At 56.1% G+C, this 21156-nt stretch carries 22 protein-coding genes; 7 read left to right on the forward strand and 15 right to left on the reverse strand.

The annotated features are described in order from the left end of the window. Positions 1 to 33: 33 nt before the first annotated feature. Both FJ695_RS04920 and FJ695_RS04925 read left to right on the forward strand, forming a co-directional pair. Entirely contained in the window at positions 34 to 1440 is a 1407-nt protein-coding gene (locus FJ695_RS04920) for a TadE/TadG family type IV pilus assembly protein (RefSeq protein ID WP_141184398.1), read from the forward strand. Positions 1441 to 1697: 257 nt separating this feature from the next. Further along, positions 1698 to 3134 carry a pilus assembly protein TadG-related protein gene (locus FJ695_RS04925; RefSeq protein WP_141184399.1) on the forward strand — a complete coding sequence of 479 codons (1437 nt, stop codon included), beginning with the start codon at positions 1698 to 1700 and terminating at the stop codon, positions 3132 to 3134. Between the two features lie 73 nt (positions 3135 to 3207). Here the strand turns inward: FJ695_RS04925 and acs are convergent, their stop codons facing one another. The 14 genes from acs to FJ695_RS04995 all read right to left on the reverse strand — a co-directional run bounded on the left by acs (position 3208) and on the right by FJ695_RS04995 (position 14139). After that, positions 3208 to 5145, reverse strand: a complete 1938-nt coding sequence (gene acs / locus FJ695_RS04930) for an acetate--CoA ligase (protein WP_141184400.1) — start codon at positions 5143 to 5145, stop codon at positions 3208 to 3210. Positions 5146 to 5338: 193 nt separating this feature from the next. After that, positions 5339 to 5737, reverse strand: a complete 399-nt coding sequence (locus FJ695_RS04935) for a DUF1761 domain-containing protein (RefSeq protein WP_209010926.1) — start codon at positions 5735 to 5737, stop codon at positions 5339 to 5341. Positions 5738 to 5875: 138 nt separating this feature from the next. Next, positions 5876 to 6583, reverse strand: coding sequence for a hypothetical protein (locus FJ695_RS04940; RefSeq protein WP_141184401.1), 708 nt, complete (start codon positions 6581 to 6583; stop codon positions 5876 to 5878). Beyond that, positions 6580 to 7197: an urease accessory protein UreG gene (gene ureG, locus FJ695_RS04945; RefSeq protein WP_141184402.1), complete on the reverse strand. Its 618-nt coding sequence runs from the start codon at positions 7195 to 7197 to the stop codon at positions 6580 to 6582. The genes FJ695_RS04940 and ureG overlap by 4 nt, the downstream gene beginning before the upstream one ends. Next, positions 7194 to 7919: an urease accessory protein UreF gene (locus tag FJ695_RS04950; protein ID WP_141184403.1), complete on the reverse strand. Its 726-nt coding sequence runs from the start codon at positions 7917 to 7919 to the stop codon at positions 7194 to 7196. The genes ureG and FJ695_RS04950 overlap by 4 nt, the downstream gene beginning before the upstream one ends. 171 nt (positions 7920 to 8090) lie before the next feature. Beyond that, the gene (locus FJ695_RS04955) at positions 8091 to 8591 is read right to left on the reverse strand and encodes an urease accessory protein UreE (protein WP_141184404.1); all 501 of its coding nucleotides are present in this window, start codon (positions 8589 to 8591) and stop codon (positions 8091 to 8093) included. A 13-nt stretch (positions 8592 to 8604) separates the two neighbouring features. Beyond that, positions 8605 to 9213, reverse strand: coding sequence for a glutathione S-transferase family protein (locus FJ695_RS04960; protein WP_141184405.1), 609 nt, complete (start codon positions 9211 to 9213; stop codon positions 8605 to 8607). Positions 9214 to 9276: 63 nt separating this feature from the next. Continuing rightward, positions 9277 to 10047 (reverse strand): hypothetical protein, encoded by a 771-nt coding sequence (locus FJ695_RS04965; RefSeq protein WP_141184406.1) that lies wholly within the window; start codon positions 10045 to 10047, stop codon positions 9277 to 9279. Between the two features lie 13 nt (positions 10048 to 10060). Next, positions 10061 to 11773 carry an urease subunit alpha gene (ureC, locus tag FJ695_RS04970; protein WP_141184407.1) on the reverse strand — a complete coding sequence of 571 codons (1713 nt, stop codon included), beginning with the start codon at positions 11771 to 11773 and terminating at the stop codon, positions 10061 to 10063. A 34-nt stretch (positions 11774 to 11807) separates the two neighbouring features. Beyond that, positions 11808 to 12221, reverse strand: coding sequence for a lysozyme inhibitor LprI family protein (locus tag FJ695_RS04975; RefSeq protein WP_141184408.1), 414 nt, complete (start codon positions 12219 to 12221; stop codon positions 11808 to 11810). Then, the gene (locus FJ695_RS04980) at positions 12221 to 12631 is read right to left on the reverse strand and encodes a lysozyme inhibitor LprI family protein (protein ID WP_141184409.1); all 411 of its coding nucleotides are present in this window, start codon (positions 12629 to 12631) and stop codon (positions 12221 to 12223) included. The genes FJ695_RS04975 and FJ695_RS04980 overlap by 1 nt, the downstream gene beginning before the upstream one ends. 5 nt (positions 12632 to 12636) lie before the next feature. After that, entirely contained in the window at positions 12637 to 12948 is a 312-nt protein-coding gene (locus FJ695_RS04985) for an urease subunit beta (RefSeq protein ID WP_141184410.1), read from the reverse strand. Positions 12949 to 12965: 17 nt separating this feature from the next. Continuing rightward, complete coding sequence (locus FJ695_RS04990; RefSeq protein ID WP_141184411.1) at positions 12966 to 13268, reverse strand: urease subunit gamma; 303 nt, start codon at positions 13266 to 13268, stop codon at positions 12966 to 12968. A 16-nt stretch (positions 13269 to 13284) separates the two neighbouring features. After that, positions 13285 to 14139, reverse strand: a complete 855-nt coding sequence (locus FJ695_RS04995; RefSeq protein WP_141184412.1) for an urease accessory protein UreD — start codon at positions 14137 to 14139, stop codon at positions 13285 to 13287. A 372-nt stretch (positions 14140 to 14511) separates the two neighbouring features. Here FJ695_RS04995 and FJ695_RS05000 point away from each other — a divergent pair, with 372 nt between their 5' ends. The 3 genes from FJ695_RS05000 to FJ695_RS05010 all read left to right on the forward strand — a co-directional run bounded on the left by FJ695_RS05000 (position 14512) and on the right by FJ695_RS05010 (position 17836). Next, entirely contained in the window at positions 14512 to 15915 is a 1404-nt protein-coding gene (locus FJ695_RS05000) for a D-alanyl-D-alanine carboxypeptidase family protein (RefSeq protein ID WP_141184413.1), read from the forward strand. Between the two features lie 196 nt (positions 15916 to 16111). Beyond that, positions 16112 to 16414: a hypothetical protein gene (locus FJ695_RS05005; protein ID WP_141184414.1), complete on the forward strand. Its 303-nt coding sequence runs from the start codon at positions 16112 to 16114 to the stop codon at positions 16412 to 16414. 183 nt (positions 16415 to 16597) lie between these two features. Beyond that, positions 16598 to 17836 (forward strand): GTP-binding protein, encoded by a 1239-nt coding sequence (locus FJ695_RS05010; RefSeq protein WP_141188580.1) that lies wholly within the window; start codon positions 16598 to 16600, stop codon positions 17834 to 17836. Between the two features lie 110 nt (positions 17837 to 17946). Here the strand turns inward: FJ695_RS05010 and tesB are convergent, their stop codons facing one another. Next, a complete protein-coding gene (gene tesB, locus FJ695_RS05015) occupies positions 17947 to 18816 on the reverse strand; it encodes an acyl-CoA thioesterase II (RefSeq protein ID WP_141184415.1) in 870 nt (289 codons plus the stop codon). A 133-nt stretch (positions 18817 to 18949) separates the two neighbouring features. On the opposite strand from tesB, the gene FJ695_RS05020 reads away from it, so the two are divergent. Beyond that, on the forward strand, positions 18950 to 20188 hold the full coding sequence (locus FJ695_RS05020; protein WP_141184416.1) for a ubiquinone biosynthesis hydroxylase: 1239 nt from the start codon (positions 18950 to 18952) through the stop codon (positions 20186 to 20188). Positions 20189 to 20230: 42 nt separating this feature from the next. Further along, entirely contained in the window at positions 20231 to 21103 is an 873-nt protein-coding gene (locus FJ695_RS05025) for an SDR family oxidoreductase (protein WP_141184417.1), read from the forward strand. Positions 21104 to 21156: the final 53 nt, after the last annotated feature.

Here is a 21156-nt window from a genome sequence, read left to right on the forward strand (position 1 = left end):
GGGGCATTTCCGGAAGCGGGACTGCGTAGCTGTATGATATTAGCCTACTACAAAAAACTTCTGCGGAACGAGCGCGGCGCCATTCTGCCGATATTTGGCGTATTGGTGCTTATGATGGTTGTCATTGGCGGTGCGGCCATAGATGTTTCCAGAGCTGTGAACGCGCGTGAAAAACTGTCTTACGCGATCGATGCGGCTGCACTTTCCGTTGCAACAGATTTGTCGACGTCGGTAATGACCGATGATGAAATCACCCAGGCAATTGAAGACTCCTTTCGGGCTAATCTTGCGAATGCAGAGTTTCTCGACAAAGCTATTGAGAATCTTAGTTTCGTTTTGGATAGCGATGAAGGAACGATCAACATTTCCTCTTCCGCCAATCTCAGCAACTACTTTTTAGACATTGGCGGATTCGGACTTAGCTCCTTTGGTCCAGACACCTTTACTTTCGGTACCAACGCTCAAGTTTCCTATTCTCGATTTGATGTCGAACTGGCGCTTGTTGTCGACGTAACCGGTTCAATGGCTTGGAGCATCGGGTCGACAAGTACCGCTCGTATCACCGCATTACGCGCCGCCGGCGAAGAGCTTGTTAATATCCTGTTGCCAACTGGCGGGACGCCATCTGGGTCCAAAGTCCGGATATCTCTTGTCCCCTATAGCCAGGGCGTCAACCTGGCCAGCTATGCAAACAAAGTAAAGGGCGGCGACCACTACTCAGTGAGCGGTAACTGCGTTACCGAACGTCAGGATTACGCCAGCAATACAGTGATGCTCACGGACACGGCGTATAATTATGACACCGCAAACCCGCCGGCACTTGAATCCTTTTATGGCGGCGCCAGCACCAACTGCTCGTCATCCTCTCAATTCATTCCGCTTTCCAGCAATCGGACCACACTGATCAATGCGATCCGGGCACTCAACACCAATGGCGGCACCGCTGGTCAAACTGGAATTGTCTGGGGTTGGAACAGTATTTCCCCAAACTATGCAAACCTTTGGCCATCAGATAGCGCTCCAGAAGCTTACACGAATGACGATGTTTTGAAATTCGCGATCATCATGACAGATGGCGACAACAACCGGTACTACGAATATGTAGATACCGAACGGCGAAGAGTCCGGGTTTGCAATCGGTATTACTGCTGGCGAGAATGGCAGGATGTAGCTGTCAACGACTGGCGGGAACGCGGTGAAAGCGAGTCCTACAGCAACACATCATCAACCCGTTCTCGCGATCTCTGTGCTGCGATGAAAACTGCTGGTATCGAGATTTTTGGCGTTTATTTCGGGACCGATAACAGTTCGGCAGGTGCAAGAAATATGTCAGCCTGTGCCAGCACCGGAAACTATTACCAGGCGACGTCCTCCGAAGGACTGATCCAGGCGTTTTCCAACATTGCCAAAAAGATCCAGCAGATCTACCTGTCACAGTAACAGCAAAAAATACCGAGAACCCAAATAGGCCCGCCAATTGGCGAGCCTATTTTGTTTTGGGAACCTGGGTGATTTATGCACGGTTCTGGCGGTTGTCGATCAGATCAGCGGCTGCAGAGGTTTTATTTATCGTAGCACTTAACAATGTAATTTTTTGCAATATTTGATCTGAAACTTAAGAACTTAGGTACTATTCGCATATAGCAGTTTCCGCAGGGGTCCGGCGGGCATTTTTTGAAACGGGACTGCGAAGCTATATGGGAACGGTCTTTTATAAAAACTTTTTGCAGAACGAACGCGGCGCCATTCTGCCGATTTTTGGCGTACTGGTGCTTATGATGGTTGTCATCGGCGGAGCGGCCATAGATGTTTCCAGAGCTGTGAACGCGCGCGAAAAACTGTCTTACGCGATCGATGCTGCTGCACTTGCGGTCGCGACAGATTTGTCGACGTCGGTAATGACCGACGATGAAATCTCCGCGGCTATCGAAGATTCTTTTCGGGCCAATCTTGCGAATGCGGAATTTCTCGACAAGGCCATCGAGAATCTGAGCTTCGTCGTCGACAGCGATGAAGGAACCATCAACATTTCCTCCTCTGCCAGTCTCAGCACCTATTTTTTGGACGTCGGTGGGTATGGGGTGAGTGCATTTGGCCCCGATGCGTTTAATTTTGGGACCAACGCTCAGGTTTCTTACTCCCGCTTCGATGTTGAACTGGCGCTTGTTGTGGATGTTACAGGCTCTATGGGATGGTCGATCGGCTCCAGTAGCACGATTCGGATCGTTGCTTTGCGGGAAGCTTCAGAAGAGCTTGTCAACATTCTCCTGCCGGCAGACGCGCCTCCATCGACATCAAAAGTTCGGATCTCGTTGGTTCCTTACAGCCAGGGCGTCAATCTCGGATCCTATGCAGAAAAGGTGAAAGGTGGCGATTATCACTCTGTCAGTGGCGATTGTGTCACAGAACGCCAAGATTACGATGGCAACGAAGTGATGCTGACCGACATGCCTTATAATTATTACACCGATAGTTCGCCTCCACCTCTAGAGAGTTTCTATGGTGGTGGTACGGACAGGTGTTCATCTTCATCAGAAATGATGCCTCTGACCAATGACCGTGATGAACTGATCAGCGCAATTCAGGCTTTGAATGATGCAGGCGGCACAGCTGGTCAAACAGGTATTGTTTGGGGGTGGAACAGCATCTCACCAAGCTATTCGAATCTTTGGCCAACCGACAGCGCCCCAGAAGCCTACACCAACACCGACGTGCTCAAATTCGCGATCATTATGACTGATGGCGATAACAACCGTTATTATGACATGGTTGCGACCACTGAGTGGGAGCAAGTCGAAGTCTGCCGAATGGTCTACCGCAGAGGACGTTGGCGTGAGCGGTGCTGGGATGAGTGGCAGGAAGTCAGCACTTACGAGTGGGACGAAATTGGAGAAGGTCAATCCTACTCCAACACATCGTCCACCCGCTCCCGTGATCTCTGCACAGCGATGAAAAACTCCGGTATCGAGATCTTCGGCGTTTACTTCGGCACGGATGATGATTCTGCCGGAGCATTGAATATGGCCTCATGCGCTAGTTCAGGTAACTATTATCAAGCAACGTCCTCCGAAGGGTTGATCCAAGCGTTTTCAAACATCGCCAAGAAGATTCAACAAATCTACTTGTCGAAATAGTCTTCTCAATAGGTCAAAACAAAAAAAGCCCGCCAATCGGCGGGCCTTTCTCATTCCAAGAAAACCGGCTGAGTTATGCACGGTTCTGACGGTTGTCGATCAGGTCGTCAACCACGGCTGGATCAGCCAGGGTCGACGTGTCACCGAGATTGTCGAAGCTGTCCTCTGCGATCTTGCGCAGAATGCGGCGCATGATCTTGCCGGAGCGGGTCTTCGGCAGGCCTGGCGAAAACTGGATGAGATCCGGCGAGGCGATGGGGCCGATTTCTGCCCGGACATGTTTGACCAGATCTTTTTTCAGCTCATCCGTCGGCTCTTCGCCTTCCATCAAGGTGACATAAGCATAGATGCCCTGCCCTTTGATGTCGTGCGGATAGCCCACTACTGCGGCTTCAGAAACCTTTTCATGAGCCACGAGTGCGCTCTCGACTTCTGCTGTACCCATCCGGTGGCCGGAGACGTTGATCACGTCGTCCACACGGCCGGTGATCCAGTAGTAGCCGTCTTCATCGCGGCGGCAGCCGTCACCAGTGAAGTAAAGGCCTTTGTAGGTGGCAAAATACGTCTGCACGAAACGGTCATGGTCGCCATAAACCGTGCGCATTTGGCCCGGCCAGCTGTCGGTAATAACCAGATTGCCCTCGGTCGCTCCGTCCAGGAATTTGCCTTCCGCATCGACAATGGCCGGCTGCACGCCGAAGAACGGACGGGTTGCCGATCCCGGCTTCAGATCCGTCGCGCCTGGAAGTGGAGTGATCAAAATGCCGCCGGTTTCCGTCTGCCACCAGGTGTCCACGATCGGACAATTCTGCTTGCCGACCACATTGTAATACCAGGTCCAGGCTTCCGGGTTGATCGGCTCACCCACAGAGCCCAGCAGGCGCAATGTTGAGAGATCCGATTTGTTGACGTGATCATCGCCAGCGCCCATCAGAGCGCGGATCGCGGTTGGGGCGGTGTAGAAAGTGTTGACCTTGTGCTTTTCGCAGACCTGCCAGAAACGGCCGGCGTCCGGATAGGTCGGCACGCCTTCGAACATCAGCGTTGTCGCGCCGTTGGCCAGCGGGCCATAGACGATGTAGCTGTGGCCCGTGACCCAGCCCACATCCGCCGTACACCAATAGATGTCGCCGTCCTTGTAGTCGAAGACATATTGGTGGGTCATCGACGCATAAACGAGATAACCGCCGGTGGTGTGCACCACGCCCTTCGGCTGGCCGGTGGAGCCGGAGGTGTAGAGGATGAACAGCGGATCTTCCGCATTCATTTCTACCGGCTCACAGTGGTCGGACACCCTGTCGGCCTCGTCATGATACCAGACGTCCCGGCCGTCCTGCATTGAGATCTCGCCGCCGGTGCGCTTAACCACGATCACGCTGTCGACCGGTGCCTTTTCACACGCCTTGTCGACATTGGCTTTCAGTGGAACTTTGCGGCCACCGCGAAGGCCTTCGTCCGCGGTGATAATGCAGGTGCTCTTACAGCTCTCGATGCGCTGGGCCAGGCTGTCTGGAGAAAAGCCGCCGAAAACGATCGAGTGGATCGCGCCAATGCGGGTACAGGCCAGCATCGCGTAGGCTGCTTCCGGGATCATCGGCAGATAGAGCGTGACGCGATCACCTTTTTTAACGCCCTGGGCATGCAGCACGTTGGCGAACTTGTTCACCTCGTGGTGCAGTTCCTTATAGGTGATCACCTTGCTGTCGGCCGGATCGTCGCCTTCCCAGATGATCGCCGGCTGATCGCCGCGAGTTTCTAGGTGCCGGTCGATACAGTTTGCCGATACGTTCAGCGTGCCGTCTTCGAACCATTTGATCGAGACGTTGTGGTAATCGTAGGAGGTGTTTTTCACCTTGGTGTAAGGCTTGATCCAATCGATCCGCTTACCGTGTTCGCCCCAGAATCCATCCGGATCTTCCACGGAGCGCTTGTACATTTCGAGATATTTGGCGTTATCGGCGTGTGCCCCGGCGGCAACATCCGACGGAACCGGAAATACAGATGCGGACATAAGAGAACCTCCCAGAAACCACAATAAACCGGCGGTCGCGTGTCCTCTCCTCCCGCCAGCTAATTTGCCGGTGGCCATTATGCGTATGGCCTTCCCCAGCGTCTATATCGAAACTTTCGTACTTTCGTAGGCGCGACGATGGTCTAGGGTCGACCCTCTAATGCGTTCAAAAGTGGAATGAATTACGTTTGCGTCAGCTGAGCAATCCGATCACAACAGCCTGAGTGAGAAGCACCAGCAACCAGTGGCCACCGTCGATGAAGGTCAAGCTCCACGGCCGGCTTTGAAACCGGTGATTGATGATCTGAGTGGTCATGACGATGCCAACCCACACCATCACCGCGGAAATGATTCCGGACCGGATGCTCGTTTCGCCTGTGTGATAGATGATCCCCGCAAACACAACGGCCATCACCAGCTGGCAGATGAAGGCTGTTGCCATCGTGACGGGATCCGGTTTTGTCTGTTCTTCGCTGAGGCCCGCTGCTTTCATCCAGGCCTTGCCAAGGATGCCGTACCAAACCCCGCCGAGCACAAAAGAAGCAATGGCCGCAGCGCCCGCCGCCAGAAGATTGATCCCATCGAACATCATTTTATTGGCCCTCCCCAAAGCGCTGAAATCCAGCCCGCCGGCGACTGACAATGAGAGCAAATTTCTTCAAGATCAAGAACGGGCCGACGCAAATCACCGGGAAAAATAGCAATGCACATACTGCAATAGACAGCTGAGCTACAGCTTACGCCAGACAGTCAGTTTTCCCACCTCTTCAAACCCAAGCTGACGGTAGACCGGCAACAATTCGTCGTCGGTTTCATAAGTGCAGACCGGGCGGTGCGGATAGGGTTCCAGAAGGTCATGCAAGGCGCCAAAAAGCCAGCTTTTCCTTCGGAAAACATTGGATACTCCGATAATGTTTTTGCCGTCACAGGCCGGCCCATGATTGAGCACAGCTCCGGCCTTGAGGGTGCTATCCTGCAGGATGGAGGCGAAGTCGATCGCCTGAACTTCCAGGAGCTTTGCCGGAAAAATCTTATGCAAGACTTCCTTGTCGCTCCATCCCTCCAGCCACTTGCGCAGGCTCTCGACAGTCACAGCCTTATGCCAACTCGGAGGTGCGGGTGGTTTGCGGGCGCTCTGCGGCATCCGGAACAGCCAGGTTCCGGTCAAAAGCTCTTCAAAACCCGAGGACCTTAAGTTGAGACAATTGAAACTGTCTTTGACGGCCGCATTGGCAGGGAGTGCAGCAAGCGCAGACGTTAGGTCTGCCCCATGATCGTCCGTCACCGTAACGATGTTTGGAAACAACGGAACAGTGGTTCCTGACGCCTGCCAATAGCCGTGATGATAGCCGGTCTGCGCGCCGGCAGCCTTCAAGACTGCATCGCACCAGAGCGCATTATTCTGCGCGCACAACGAAACCACATCTTCTGGTTTCACGGTTCCAGGCCACCCTTCCCGACTACAAAGTCCACGATCTTATCTACACCATCACCGGTTTTCATATTGGCAAAGACAAATGGCCGGGTTTTCCGCATTTTTGTGGCGTCCCGGTCCATCACATCCAGATTTGCCCCAACATAGGGCGCCAGATCGGTCTTGTTAATCACCAGAAGATCGGACCGGGTGATACCTGGCCCGCCCTTGCGCGGGATTTCCTCACCTGCCGCGACGTCGATCACATAAATCGTCAGATCGGCCAGTTCCGGCGAAAAGGTCGCCGCTAGATTGTCTCCGCCCGATTCGATCAAGATCAGATCGAGGTCCGGAATGGTTTCATTGAGGTCCTTGACCGCCGCCAGATTGATCGAGGCATCTTCCCGGATCGCTGTATGCGGGCAGCCACCGGTTTCCACGCCGCGAATCCGGTCGCTGGTCAGCGCTTGAGAGCGCATCAGCGCCTCGGCATCTTCGGATGTGTAAATGTCGTTGGTGATGACAGCGAGCGAGTATTTGTCGCGCATGGCCTTGCACAGCTTGTCCGTCAGTGTGGTTTTACCCGCGCCGACCGGTCCGCCGATGCCTACGCGCAAAGGGCCATTAACTGAACTCATGAGCGGAATAACCTCGAATATTGTGTTTCGTGCGCCATGGAGGCGATGTCGGCAAGAAAGGTGGAGGTGCCAAGGTCCTCCAGGCCGGCCTCAGGAGCTTCTTCGGTCACTTGAAAAATCACCAGCTCCAATGCTGCCAGAACCCTTTGCCCATCATTCTGGCCGAGCGGGACGGCGCGGACGGCAACAGAGATCAGGTTGGCTGAGAAGGCGTGTAAAAACGCGGAGAGCGCGGCCGGCTCAGGCAAGTCGTGTGCCGCAGAAACCAGGCCCAGCGCAATCGGATAAGGCCAGTCTTTCAGCGCAGCCCCGGTTTCCGGATCCGTGAGTTCGGCAAACACGCCTGCGGCAGGGCTTTCAGTAACGGGCAGCCAGCTCGCCAGCACCGTTTCCATGAAGGCTGTACCCTGAGCGGACGTTTCCAGATGACGCTCCTTTGAGGGCTGAAGAGCCAAACCCAACTCGGCCAGCTCCCTGACTTTTGCACCATCTCCTGCTTGGGCCGCCCGATAAGTCTCGCTCATCAGGATCGCATCACTCCGGCCGGCACCAAATTTTAGGACATCTTCCACCCAGGCCTGAAGCTCTGCAGAAGAGGTTACCCCGCCCGCATCAATCACCTGTTCCAGCCCATGGGAATAGGTGAAAGCGCCGATCGGAAAGGCTGGCGAGAGGAACGTCAGCAGCCGGTAGAGGGCTGATTGGGACATGGAGGTAGTCATTGGTAACCACCCGAGGCCAGAGACATCACAGATGTCATCCCGGCCACCGAGCCGGGATCCACTCGCGATTCTGTTTGCCGCAACTTGGGAATTTCTGGATCAGCGTCTCTGCAAACGAGTGGGTCCCCGTACAAGGCGGGGAGGACACCCCAGGAATCGGCTAGAATAAACTCACCCATGAGAGTGCTCGTGGTCTCCATGGTGATGATGCCCGTGCCCGTGATCGTGGCCTTGGGTTTGACCATGCCCGTAGGCACCGCCTTCCGGATCAAAGGGTGCGACCAGCTCGCTCAGCTTGCCGCCGAGTTTTTTGACCATGTCCTCAATCACATGATCGCGGCGGATACGAAGCGTATCGCCCATCAGCTGGGTCGGCAAATGCCGGTTGCCCAGGTGCCAGGCGATCTTCACCAGATGCGCGGCATCTGTTGCCCGGATTTCCACCAGGTCTTCCGGTTCAGCGCGGACTTCGACAATCCGGCCATCGTCCAGCACCAACCCATCGCCATGATGCAGATAGACGGCGTGTGCCTCATCTAAGAGAAACGACAAGCCGCCACTGGCCGTCAGTACGGCGCGGCGGCGGTGCCGGTCCTCCCGGTCAAGGGCGATGGTATCTGCGGCCGGATCTGTCCACCCGCCGGCCGGTTTGATGCTGGCAACCCGGATCATACAGTCCTTCCAATCATGCAGCTGCTGCCATCACCTTGGCCATCATGGCTTTATAGGCCGGGCGATTGCGCAGGGTTTTGAAGTAATCGTAGATGCGGCCTTCTTTCGGCAGGTCGAATTTGGCGGTGACCGCCCAGCCGCCGCAATGGCCAATGATGATATCGGGAATGGTGAAGGTCTCGCCCATCACGTAAGGCCCTTCCCCCATACGTTCTTCCAAAACCCGAAGCCCTTCGGTGAATTCGGCTTTGCAGACCGGCTTGATTTCCGGAACCCGTATGTCTTTGGGGTGAATGAAGCTGTTTTTGGCTGCCGTCCACAGCGCCCCTTCCAGAACATCGACCGCGAGCTGGGTGAAACTGTCTTGAAGGGCCCGCTCCTTGGTTCCGGCCGGAAAGGTGAACTTGCCGTGTTTGTCGGCAAGATAGGTGCAGATGGCGACCGATTCCGGCAAAACCAGATCGTCATCGATCAACACCGGCACCTTGCCACCCGGGTTTACCGCACAAATGGTCTCTGACTGTGGCATCGCCGGGTCGATTTCGTACTGTTCGCCCAGCTCTTCCAGGAGCCACATCACGCGCATGGCCCGGGTCTGCGGAAATCCAACAATTTTGTACATAGAGTAACCGTTCCTGTATCCCAATTGACTGCAAAGCAGGCAAACCCTGAGCCAATTTCGAATTCAACTCAAGTCCAACTGGCGCCCTTCTATGCCACTGTCGCTTGCAAACCGTTCTCTACAGACCCCATCCATTTCGATTTCAAACCCGGCCGAAGCCAATGTCTTTTTCAGCCAGATCTTTTCCCGGACCTTGTAGGTGCAAAAGTGAATGTTGGCCCGGTGGCACAAGATCTGCACAATGTTGGTTCCCTCCGCGGATATCTGCAGCTTTGGGGCTCCTGCATTGCTGCGGACGATCCAAAAGAGATGCGGCAGCAGGTCCAGCAAGCCTTCAAGATCGCACTCAAAACCATCGCTTGAAGATCTGGAAAATCCCCGGTCAGCAAGATGTGCTTCAGCCTTCCGGACAGGGTCAAAGTCGTTTTTTTGATCCAAAAACGGGCGTTGGACATCTGTCAGGACCGCAAATCTTTGCCACTCCAGGTCTTTTGCAAGGGTCTCAAAGTGCATTGCAATTCGGGCTGCAAATGTATCCATATCCGCACAGGGCAGATAGCCAATAACCGTGCCCATTTCTGTTAGGTCATCAGCGGAAGTCAGGTCATCGCGAAGTGCGAAGAACTCTGCTCGTGACTTCGCGTTTATGTTCGCGGCCTGTTCTTCCGACAAAACCGTGGCAGCAGCATCGTCGAGTTCCAGCCACACCTTTTCTCCGGCCTCAACCGAGACATTTGCCGGGTCATAGGCGTCCGCTTGCCATCTTTTGAGATAACTTGCCAGTGCTGCGTAGCGGCCAAGAATGTCTGCGCGATTCACCTGTTGAATGTGCATTGGGACTCAAAACTCAGAACAGGAAATAGCGCTGTGCCATGGGTAGAACGTCGGCCGGCTCACATGTCAGCAATTCGCCGTTGGCACGGACTTCATACGTCTCCGGATGAACTTCGACCTCTGGGGTCGCATCGTTCAGAACCATGGATTTCTTGGAGATACCGCCGCGCACGTTTTTGACTGGTAGAACCAGACTGTCGAGCCCGGCCTTGTCCTTGACGCCGTTGTCATAGGCGGCCTTGGAGACGAAGGTCACCCGGCTCTGGGTCATGGCCTTGCCGAAGGCGCCGAACATCGGCCGGTAATGCACCGGCTGCGGGGTCGGGATAGAGGCGTTCGGATCGCCCATCGGGGCGGCGGCAATTGTGCCAAGCTTCATCACCATGTCAGGTTTGACGCCGAAGAATTTCGGATCCCACAGCACCAAATCGGCGAGCTTGCCGACCTCAACTGAGCCGATGTGTTCATCCAGGCCGTGGGCGATCGCCGGATTGATGGTGATCTTGGACATGTAGCGTTTGACGCGGAAATTGTCGTTTTCATCCGCTTCATCGCTGAGGCGGCCGCGCTGGACCTTCATCTTGTGCGCGGTTTGCAAGGTGCGGATGATCACTTCCCCCACCCGGCCCATCGCCTGGCTGTCGGAGGCGATGATCGAGAAGGCGCCCATGTCGTGAAGTATGTCCTCTGCAGCAATCGTTTCCTTGCGGATGCGGCTTTCGGCAAAAGCGACGTCTTCAGGGATCGAGCTGTCGAGGTGGTGGCAGACCATGAGCATGTCGAGATGCTCTTCCAGGGTGTTGACCGTGTAAGGCCGCGTCGGGTTGGTCGAGGACGGCAGGACATTCGTTTCGCCGCAGACCTTGATGATATCCGGGGCATGACCGCCGCCGGCGCCTTCGGTATGGAAGGCGTGGATCGTGCGGTCCTTGAAGGCTGCTTTTGTGTTTTCGACAAAGCCGGATTCGTTCAGCGTGTCTGTGTGGATCATGACCTGAACATCGTATTCATCTGCGACCGTCAGGCAGGTGTCGATGGCCGCCGGGGTGGTGCCCCAATCCTCATGCAGTTTCAGCGCGGAGGCCCCGGCGAGGATCTGCTCTTCGAGCGCAGCCGGAAGCGAGGCGTTGCCCTTGCCGGCAAACGCCAGATTCATCGGGAAACTGTCAGCTGATTGCAGCATGCGGGTGATGTGCCAAGGGCCCGGTGTACAAGTAGTGGCATTGGTGCCGGTTGCCGGTCCCGTGCCGCCGCCGAGCATGGTGGTGACACCGGACATCAGCGCGTCGTCGATCTGCTGCGGGCAAATGAAATGGATATGGACGTCGAGCGCGCCCGCGGTCAGGATCTTGCCTTCCCCTGCAATCGCTTCCGTGCCCGGGCCGACAACAATATCGACCTCCGGCTGCACATCCGGATTGCCGGCCTTGCCGATGCCGACAATGCGGCCGTCTCTCAAGCCGACGTCGGCTTTGACAATGCCCCAGTGGTCAACGATCAGCGCGTTGGTGATGACGGTGTCGACTGCGCCTGCGGACCGGGGTTCCTGGCTCTGACCCATGCCGTCACGGATCACCTTGCCACCGCCGAATTTCACTTCCTCGCCGTAAGTGGTGAAGTCTTTTTCCACCTCGATGATGAGATCGGTATCGGCAAGACGCAAGCGGTCGCCGGTGGTCGGTCCGAACATATCCGCATAAGCGGCGCGCGGCATTTTATAAGCCATTCATTTCTCCAATCAGCGATCAGAATGTCTGTTGTCAGCCGCCATAGTCGTCGACCATGGCGTTCAAATCGTCGGTGCGCTGCATGGTCATCACGATCATGCAGTTGCGATAAAGCTCAGTGCCCCGTGTCCCGCCTTTGAAGGGGAAGCTGTAGGCGGTGCAGTCCTTTTCGCGGAAATCCAGCCAGGCAATTTGCGCGGTTTCCAGCGCGTCCGGACTGCCTTTCAAATGATCCGGCAGGGTGCTATCCACTTCGGTCATCTTGGCAAGCGCCCGTGTCAGGGCAGCAGACATGTCGGCTTCGGCCTGTTCCAGAGCCTTTTCAGCGCAATAGCTGCGTTCGGCTTGGTTCAGCGGGTAGCCACAGTCGATGTTTTCATCGGCCTGCGCAGATCCGGCCATCAAGACAAAACCCAACGCGGTCAGAATACCCGTTACGAAACGCATTAGTTGCCGAACCCTTCAGCCAGGTCATTGAGTTCGCTCGTGCGTTTGCGGGTCAGATCTGCCCGGCAACCGAGAACGAGCATCGACTCCATCGATCCGCCCCGCGCCAGAAAACCGTAAGAATCGCAAGCCTTGTCGCGATAGGGGATCCAGGCGCGCTGGGCGTCCCGCAAGGTGTCGGCAGCGCCTTTAAGATCCTTGGGCAAATCCTTGTCCGTTTGCTTCATCGCTGCCATTGCCGCTTTATAGGCCGCGTTCAGCTCTGCATCCGCCGCTTCCCAATCCTTCTTGGCACACAAGGTCATATCAAGCTGGGTGACCGCGTTGTTGCAGTCGATGTCTTGTGCGTGAACCGGAGAAACGGCAATAAGGCTGGTAACGGTGCTGGCAATCAGACCAAGGAAACGCATCGGATCTATCCTTCCAATTTACCCATGACTTTCTGGTTGAAGCCATAGATTGTCCGGTTTCCACGGTAGGGCACAAGTGTCACAGACCGGGTCTGTCCTGGCTCAAAGCGCACGGCGGTTCCGGCGGGAATGTCGAGTCGCATGCCAGTGGCGGTTTCCCGGTCAAAGGAAAGTCCCGGGTTGGTTTCGGCAAAATGATAGTGGCTGCCCACCTGAATCGGCCGGTCGCCCGTGTTGGAAACCTCCAAGGTGACTGTTTCCAGGCCGGCGTTCAGTTCAATGTCTCCCTCGGCGGGAAAGAGTTCTCCAGGAATCATTGTTTTCTCCTAGACCTTCAGCGGATCGGTTCGTGCACGGTCACCAGCTTGGTGCCGTCTGGAAAGGTCGCTTCAACCTGAACATCGTGGATCATTTCCGCGACCCCTTCCATCACCTGGTCGCGGGTCAGCACTTTGGCACCAGCCGCCATCAAATCGGCAACGGTGCGTCCGTCCCGCGCTCCCTCAACGACAAAATCTGTAATCAGGGCAATCGCTTCCGGGTGGTTCAGTTTGACGCCGCGTTCTAGCCGCCGACGCGCCACCATGGCCGCCATGGAGACGAGCAGCTTGTCTTTTTCTCTCGGGGTCAGGTTCAAGGAAGATCCTCCAGAATTAACAATGCCAGACGCGCGGAAGGCGGGCAGAGCGGTAATGTTCGAGAAAGGCCATCAACGACAGACGCAAGATGCGGCTATCGGCGGCCAGAAAACGGATAACCAGATGCCCGTTCCAAGCACTTGCAGCACATTGGGCTGCGGGGTGTGGTAGGGGCTCCAGGAAGGCACGGGCCTTTGCCAGTCGGTCTTCTGCATCCGGGCAACAGTCCAGCAGCGTCGCCATCGCCTGACCGCCATCTCCTGTTGCAGATCCTTTAAAGAAGTCTTCCGGATTGCCTGAAAGACGGACATCATCTGCAAATACCAGCTGGCCATCCCGGCGGATCCGCCAGCAGTCCTTGAAGAACACCTTGTTGAGGCGTTCGCCCATGGCGGCGCGGCCAAGAACCACGCTTTCCAGAGCCAGAAGCCGGGCGTTTCCGGAGAGGTTCGCAGCGATTTTCCGGGAGACACCGGAGTTGTCGAACAGGATGGTTTCCTGAGGCAGCCATTCTAATATTGCGCCGGTGTCAACTGCGAGGCGATTTGAGACTTCCGCGCAGGTTCCAAGGCTCCGGTAAGCCCGTTCCGCCGCTTGCGTCGTCACAATGGCGTGAGCCTCTGCGCCAATCGTGACCTCATAGTCCAGACGGTCTCCACCGGTCAGACCACCGGCTGTGTTGATCAGAACGGCCGTGGCCGGCTCACCATAGGTTTTGGGCAGGCGGACTTTGGCAGATCCACTTTGATACAAATCCTGAAGGCGGGTCTTGCCGGAAACGTGCGAAAACCCAATACGCGCAGCACCGCGCACACGCTGCATAGCAGGCATACTCGTTACGATTTCTGATGCTGATCCAGCATCATACATTCAAGAAGCCTCCCTGCTTCCGGTTCTCATTGTTCTTTTTGCAGCACTGCCATCTTACACAGTAAATTTACCGAGGCACGATGGCACGCAAGTCAACCTTCCCGGAAAAGCAACAAACGGGCCAAAATGAACAGTTGCCGGGATTGGCGGCAATTCTCCACCGGAACCATAGTGATTTAAGAGGTTTCTTACCGGGTGGACATAAATCCGCCTAAAAAATAAGCACCTGCTCAAAAAAATGACGCTGGACTTCTTCGTCACAAGGGTTGCTCTTGAGCCGATGATCCGGTTTTTTAAGAAACAACCTTCCGTTAAGTTGGTTTTGACTTGAAGCAAGAGTGTCCGCCCGCGGGAAGACAGCGAGGGTTTCCGGTGTACGCAAGCTTTTTCGGCCGTCTTTCAATCGCGCCCGTTTTTGTGGCAGCAATCGGTCTGTTCATTTTATCTCAGTCAGCACACGCTGAGATCGGCGCGCATATCCTTGTCGATGCCAAATCCGGCGCGGTGATTGATCAGAAAAATGCCACGCGGAAGTGGTACCCGGCCTCTCTGACCAAATTGATGACGGCCTATGTCACCTTTAAGGCGATCCGCGCGGAGAAAATCTCTCTAAATTCCGCCGTTGTTCAGTCACAAAACTCCGCATCTGAGCCGCCCAGCAAAATGGGATTCAAGATCGGCACGAAGTTTACCGTCGACACGGCTCTCAAAATCATTTTGATCAAATCGGCCAATGATGTTGCCGTTGCTCTCGGTGAAGCTGTGGCTGGGTCCGAAGCTGGGTTCATTGCCATGATGAACGCAGAAGCGCGCCGCCTCGGCATGACCCATACACGGTTTTCCAACCCACACGGATTGCCGGACAACAGCCAAGTCACCACGGCGCGCGATATGGCGATCCTTGCGATGGCCCTGCGCCGGGATTTTCCGGAAAGCCGGGAGTTTTACAATCACCCGGGCATCCGTTTCGGCAAGAAGACACTGCGCTCTGCGAACCGCGAGTTCCTGCTCCGGGTTAAGGGCGCGAATGGCATGAAGACCGGATACATTTGTAATTCCGGATACAATGTTGCCGCGTCGGTGACACGGCGCGGCCGGACACTCATCGGGATTATTATGGGCGCGTCTTCCGGCCTCGAGAGAACGGCTTTTGCCCGCCAGCTGTTTGACGCCGGTTTCAAGAAGGGACGCGGTGGCAAGAAGGTGACCAGCCTCAGCGGTTATTCAGGAAATCCGCCCGCAAACGGCTATTGCCGCCGCAACAAAAAGCTGAGCTCCAAACAATACATGGCCCGCTATGACATGAAAAACACCCAAGGCGGCGGCCTGTTGTTCTTCGGCAAGCAAAAGACCAGAAATCCGGCCAAGGTCGATACCAGCAGCTTTACCAAATCGAATGGCAAACCGGATTGGGCAAAGATTCTCGACCGCACCCTTGGACCGCGCCGGATTGCCTATAAACCTTTGCCGGTCGGGTTGGGTAAACCAAAAGGGACGCCCTCTGTAAGTGCCTCCATTCCAGCTGAAAACATTCCTCTCCCGGTAGCCAATCCGATCCGCAAAGCGAAAATGGAAATGCGGACCAAACTGCAAACGGCGCAGACGGAGCCGGCGGCGGAGGTAACTGGCGCAAGTGCGGGAACCATTCCGCAAATCGAAGCGGCCGGCCAACGCCCTGGGTCCGCCGTTAACACCAGTAAGGCGGCACATGGATCAATTTTCCGCAAAGGGATGGACTTCACGGTGCCAGTCCCAGCGCCAAGCCCTTCGAAATAATAAGAAAATCCTACCGCAATATCATGACCAGTTAAGACATCGCTTGCATGCCTTAACTGTTTTTTAACGCTGTTCTTTAACGATGTCACAAGCGTTATTCCGAATAGGGACTGCCTTTTTGGTTTTACGCTGCGGCACAAGAGGTGCCGCCATAGGCAAAGAAATGCCGTCTTATTTAAGATCGAGAGATCAGCGCATGATAGAACCAAGATCGACCGCCACAATCCGTGCTCTGGCGAGCTTAGCAGAATTGTCCGCCGATCAGTTGGAAGACGGTGCATCGGTGGAAGACGTCATCGCCACACTTCGCAAAGCCGCAGAAGCTGTTCGCGGGGTGATCGACGAAACAGATGGCGAAGAAACGCGTGTTGAAGAAACGGACCTTGCGCAGGATCTGACCCCGATGGACCTCACCGTCGACAACACCGTCAGCGACGAAGCGGACAAAGACGACAGCGCCGAAACCGACGGCGATGTGCATGTTCTCAACGCAGGCTGACGCATTTCCGATTGCAAATCCAACATAGTTTTGCTGCAGCCCAGCTTTGCAGCACACTTCCGCTTTGACCTCTCCTCCCCACAAATGGTAGCCATGACCGCTCATGGAGCATTGGCCGTGGCTGACCCTCAGCTTGCCTAGCGCGGCGGCGGGTGGTGCTCCTGATTTGAGCGGAGCAACATGATGAGTATTGCGGACAGTTCTCAAGAATCTGGCCCAGAAACCAGCCGTCCGGCAAAAGGACCGAAGCCGCCTATCCCGGTGTCGGTGCTGACCGGCTTTTTGGGGGCTGGAAAAACAACGCTCCTCAACCGCATCCTTCAAGATCCGGCGATGGCCGACACTGCCGTTATCATCAACGAATTCGGCGAGATCGGGCTGGATCATCTGTTTGTCGATCAAGCGGGGGAGGGCATTGTCGAGCTCTCATCCGGGTGCCTGTGTTGCACCATTCGCGGTGATTTGGTGACCACGCTGGAAAACTTGCTGCGCCATCTCGACAACGGCCGGACCGAGCGCTTAACCCGGGTGGTGATCGAAACCACCGGCCTTGCCGATCCGGCTCCAATCCTGCACACGATCATGCTGCATCCTTATCTGGTGATGCGCTACCGGCTGGACAGCGTCGTTACGCTTGTGGACGCCGTCAACGGGGCTTCAACGCTGAATGAGCATGAAGAAGCCCGCAAACAGGCTGCCGTTGCCGACCGGATAGTTCTGACAAAGACCGACCTTTTGACGACAGACGACACCAAGGCCGGTTTTGCAGTTTTGAAAGACCGGCTTGCCGCTTTGAACCCGGGCGCAAAGGTCCTGGACACCCAAGCGGGCGAGGCAACACCGGAAAAGCTGTTCAACGCGGGGCTCTACAATCCGGAGAGCAAAATCCCGGACGTTGCAAACTGGCTGAACGCGGAAGCCTATGAGCCGAAACCGCATGATCATGGGCATTCCCATGACCATCATCACCATGATGGCCACTCCCATCACGGGCATGATCATCACCATCATGATCACCCGCATGATGTGAACCGCCACAGCGCGGCGATCCGCGCCTTTACATTGTCGACCGACCGGCCTGTGTCTGCGTCAGCTCTGGAGATGTTTCTGGATCTTCTGCGCTCGGCCCACGGCCCGAAACTGCTGCGCGTCAAGGGGATTGTGCAACTCGCCGAAGATCCGGAGCGCCCGGTAGTGATTCACGGCGTGCAGCATGTCTTTCATCCGCCGGCAACGCTAGAGGCCTGGCCGGACGACGATCGGCGCACCCGGATGGTCTTTATCACCAAGGATCTGCCGGAAGGTTTTGTCCGGAAAATATTCGAAGCCTTTTCCGGCGCGCTCCGCCCGGACACGCCAGACAGTCAGGCAATGCTCGATAATCCGCTGGCCGTCTCCGGCTTCACCAGCCCGCCTCGGTAATCATCTTTTTGCTGGAAATCTGAAGGCCGACATACGCCACGCCTCCCCGGCCTCCGAGCCAGGGTCTTTACTTCAGGTCCCGGCTCAAGGCCGGGACGGCGGATTCCCCCTCAAGCTTCTTCCTTCCTCAGCCGGATCAATCCTTCCTGCGCCGTCGAGGCCACCAGCCGGCCGCTGGTGTCGAACAGATTGCCGCGATTGAAACCGCGCGATCCGGAGCTGGACGGGCTGTCGCTGGCATAAAGAAGCCATTCGTCGGCTTTCACCGGCCGGTGAAACCACATGGCATGGTCGAGGCTGGCGCATTGAACCTTGCGGCTGAAGACCGACAGGCCGTGGGCATAAAGCGCTGTATCAAGCAGGGTCATGTCGCTGGCATAGGCCAGGACACATTGATGGATCCGCGGATCGTCCGGCAAGGCGCCCGTTGCCCGGACCCAGACATGCTGGACAGGGTCGCGTTTGTCCCGGCTGATATACTGGCGCATGTCGGCTGGTTTCAGTTCAATCGGCCGTTCCCGTTCGAAATACCGGCGGATTGCTTCCGGGGCATCCTTGAGGAACATGTCTTTCAGTTCCTGCTCGCTGGGCAGGTCTTCCGGCATCGGCACATCCGGCATGGCCGCCTGGTGATCCAATCCGTCCTCGTGCACCTGGAACGATGCCGACATGGAAAAGATCGCTTTGCCGTGCTGAATGGCCACGACGCGCCGGGTTGTGAAGCTACCGCCATCACGGATCCGGTCGACCTCATAGATGATCGGAACGGATGGATCTCCCGGCCGCATGAAATAACCGTGCAGCGAGTGAACTTGCCGCTCGTCGACCACGGTTCGCGACGCTGCCACCAGGGCCTGACCAATGACTTGCCCGCCAAAGACGCGTTGCCAGCCGACTTGGGGGCTGCGACCACGAAACAGATTGTGTTCAAGCGGTTCTAAGTCGAGTATTTGCAGAAGGCTATCAATGGCCGTATTCATCGGCGCGGTTCCTGTTTATGAGAGTACCAGGTGATTTGGCCAGTTGAACGGCCTGACTGATGAAGTCTTGGACGTGTGTTGACGTTAAAGTCAAGATGCCCCACGGGAAAGCGGGGCAAGGAGTTGTAAAACAATGGCAAGACCAAAAAAGAGCGACGAGATGTTTGATGTCGTCATTGCAGGCGGCGGATATGTCGGCCTGTCCTTGGCGCTCGCGCTCAAACAGGGGGATCCCGCCCTCAAATGCGCCGTTGTCGATCCCAAACCGATGAACACGCTCGACAAGGACCCAAGGGCTTCGGCGATCGCAGCGGCCGCGTCGCGTATGCTGACCCAGCTGGGTATTTGGGACAAGATTGCCGCCAAAGGGCAGCCGATCAACGAAATGATCGTCACCGACAGCAAGTTGCGCGATGCGGTGCGTCCAGTCTTTCTCACATTTGACGGCCAGGCCACCGAAGGTGAAGCCTTTGCCACCATGATGCCGAATGGTGTCATGATGCCGGCGCTTTACAAAGCAGCCAAAGCTCTCGGCACCAAGTTTTTTGCGCCAAACTCAGCAGATACGTTCCGTACGCATCCGGACCGGGTCGAGCTGGATCTCAAGGACGGTACGGTTCTCAAAACCCGCCTGCTGGTTGCGGCTGACGGGGTGCGCTCCAAACTGCGCGATCTTGCCGGTATCCGCACCGTTGATTGGGATTACAAACAGTCCGGTATTGTGACCACCGTCAAGCACGAGCGGCCCCACAACGGCCGCGCGGAAGAACATTTCCTGCCAGCCGGGCCGTTTGCAATCCTGCCGCTGCCGGGCAATCGCTCCTCTCTCGTCTGGACTGAAAAAACGTCTGACGCCGACCGGCTTGTCCGCTCCGATGACTTTACCTTTGAACTGGAACTGGAGCGCCGGTTTGGCCATCACCTGGGCACGCTGGAGCTCGATGGCCCGCGTCAGGCGTTTCCGCTCGGGCTGAAGCTGGCCCGGGAATTTGCCAAACCGCGTTTTGCGCTCATTGGTGATTCGGCTCATGGCATTCATCCGATTGCCGGGCAGGGGCTCAACATGGGTTTTAAGGATGTGGCTGCCCTTGCAGAAGTTCTGATTGAAGCCCGGCGCCTCGGCCAGGATATTGGCGGATTTGACGTGTTGGAGCGTTATCAGCGCTGGCGCAGGTTCGATACATTCCAGATGGGCGTTGTGACCGATGTGCTCAATCGCCTATTCTCAAATGACAATGATATCTTGCGGGCCGCCCGCGATTTCGGACTTGGGCTGGTTGACCGTATGCCGGGATTAAAAACACATTTCATCAAAGAGGCCGCTGGTTTTGCCGGGCCAGTACCCAGATTGCTTTCCGGTGATCCGATTTGATAGGAGACTGATCCCCCGCATGGCTTCCTGGATTTTTCCTGTATGAGCGATCTCCCGTCCAACTACTCTCAACACCGGTCGATTCTGATCACCGGGTGTTCGTCGGGTATTGGAGCGACCTCGGCGCGACTTTTGCGCGGCCGGAATTGGCGTGTGTTTGCAACGACGCGCAAGCAGGAGGACGCCGACCGCCTGAAGTCCTTGGGATTTGACGCCTACCGGCTGGATTACGAAGATCCGGACACGATCCGGATGACCGCAGATGCGGTTCTCGAGGCGACGGATGGCAGGCTGGACGCGGTCTTCAACAACGGCGCATATGCCATACCAGGTGCTTTGGAAGATTTACCGGTAGATGCCATGCGCGCCTTGTTTGAAGCGAATTTCATCGGCTGGCACGATCTCACGCGTCAGGTCATCCCGGCGATGCGTGCCCGGAAATCCGGCCGGATCGTGCAATGTTCATCCGTGCTTGGGTTTGTTGCCTTAAAATACCGGGGGGCTTACACGGCCTCGAAATTTGCATTGGAAGCCTATTCCGACACGCTGCGTCAGGAACTTTCTGGCTCCGGCATTCACGTTTCCCTGATTGAACCTGGTCCGATCGACACCAAATTCACTGAAAATGCGATTGCGAATTTCGACCGTTGGATCGGTGAAGACGGAACAAGCGTCTCAGTTCACGAGAAAACCTACAAGATCCGGCGGATCCGCATGGAAGCGGGCGAGCCGGGGCCGTTCAAATTGCCGCCCGAAGCGGTCACCAAAAAGCTCATCCATGCGCTTGAGGCCAAGCGGCCCAAAGCCCGGTATCATGTCACCGTGCCGACAAAGGTTATGGCTGTTGCCAAGCGGGTCCTGCCAACGCGGCTGCTTGACCGGCTCTGCATTTGGGCAGCGGATGGCGAAGAATAACCCCCCCGGCAGACCGGCCGGGACAAACGCTGGGCAGCCAGCGGAAATGACAA

This window comes from Labrenzia sp. PHM005, from assembly GCF_006517275.1.
In the GTDB taxonomy this organism is placed as follows: domain Bacteria; phylum Pseudomonadota; class Alphaproteobacteria; order Rhizobiales; family Stappiaceae; genus Roseibium.

Coding starts and splice junctions, on each gene's coding strand:
- FJ695_RS05010 (WP_141188580.1), top strand. CDS start 16,598: ATGAGTATTGCGGACAGTTCTCAAGAATCTGGCCCAGAAACCAGCCGT.
- FJ695_RS04950 (WP_141184403.1), bottom strand. CDS start 7,919: ATGACTACCTCCATGTCCCAATCAGCCCTCTACCGGCTGCTGACGTTC.
- FJ695_RS04955 (WP_141184404.1), bottom strand. CDS start 8,591: ATGATCCGGGTTGCCAGCATCAAACCGGCCGGCGGGTGGACAGATCCG.
- FJ695_RS05020 (WP_141184416.1), top strand. CDS start 18,950: ATGGCAAGACCAAAAAAGAGCGACGAGATGTTTGATGTCGTCATTGCA.
- FJ695_RS04960 (WP_141184405.1), bottom strand. CDS start 9,213: ATGTACAAAATTGTTGGATTTCCGCAGACCCGGGCCATGCGCGTGATG.
- ureC (WP_141184407.1), bottom strand. CDS start 11,773: ATGGCTTATAAAATGCCGCGCGCCGCTTATGCGGATATGTTCGGACCG.
- FJ695_RS04925 (WP_141184399.1), top strand. CDS start 1,698: ATGGGAACGGTCTTTTATAAAAACTTTTTGCAGAACGAACGCGGCGCC.
- FJ695_RS04920 (WP_141184398.1), top strand. CDS start 34: ATGATATTAGCCTACTACAAAAAACTTCTGCGGAACGAGCGCGGCGCC.
- acs (WP_141184400.1), bottom strand. CDS start 5,145: ATGTCCGCATCTGTATTTCCGGTTCCGTCGGATGTTGCCGCCGGGGCA.
- FJ695_RS04980 (WP_141184409.1), bottom strand. CDS start 12,631: ATGCGTTTCCTTGGTCTGATTGCCAGCACCGTTACCAGCCTTATTGCC.
- FJ695_RS04965 (WP_141184406.1), bottom strand. CDS start 10,047: ATGCACATTCAACAGGTGAATCGCGCAGACATTCTTGGCCGCTACGCA.
- FJ695_RS04995 (WP_141184412.1), bottom strand. CDS start 14,139: ATGTATGATGCTGGATCAGCATCAGAAATCGTAACGAGTATGCCTGCT.
- tesB (WP_141184415.1), bottom strand. CDS start 18,816: ATGAATACGGCCATTGATAGCCTTCTGCAAATACTCGACTTAGAACCG.
- FJ695_RS04975 (WP_141184408.1), bottom strand. CDS start 12,221: ATGCGTTTCGTAACGGGTATTCTGACCGCGTTGGGTTTTGTCTTGATG.
- FJ695_RS04985 (WP_141184410.1), bottom strand. CDS start 12,948: ATGATTCCTGGAGAACTCTTTCCCGCCGAGGGAGACATTGAACTGAAC.
- ureG (WP_141184402.1), bottom strand. CDS start 7,197: ATGAGTTCAGTTAATGGCCCTTTGCGCGTAGGCATCGGCGGACCGGTC.
- FJ695_RS04935 (WP_209010926.1), bottom strand. CDS start 5,737: ATGATGTTCGATGGGATCAATCTTCTGGCGGCGGGCGCTGCGGCCATT.
- FJ695_RS05005 (WP_141184414.1), top strand. CDS start 16,112: ATGATAGAACCAAGATCGACCGCCACAATCCGTGCTCTGGCGAGCTTA.
- FJ695_RS05025 (WP_141184417.1), top strand. CDS start 20,231: ATGAGCGATCTCCCGTCCAACTACTCTCAACACCGGTCGATTCTGATC.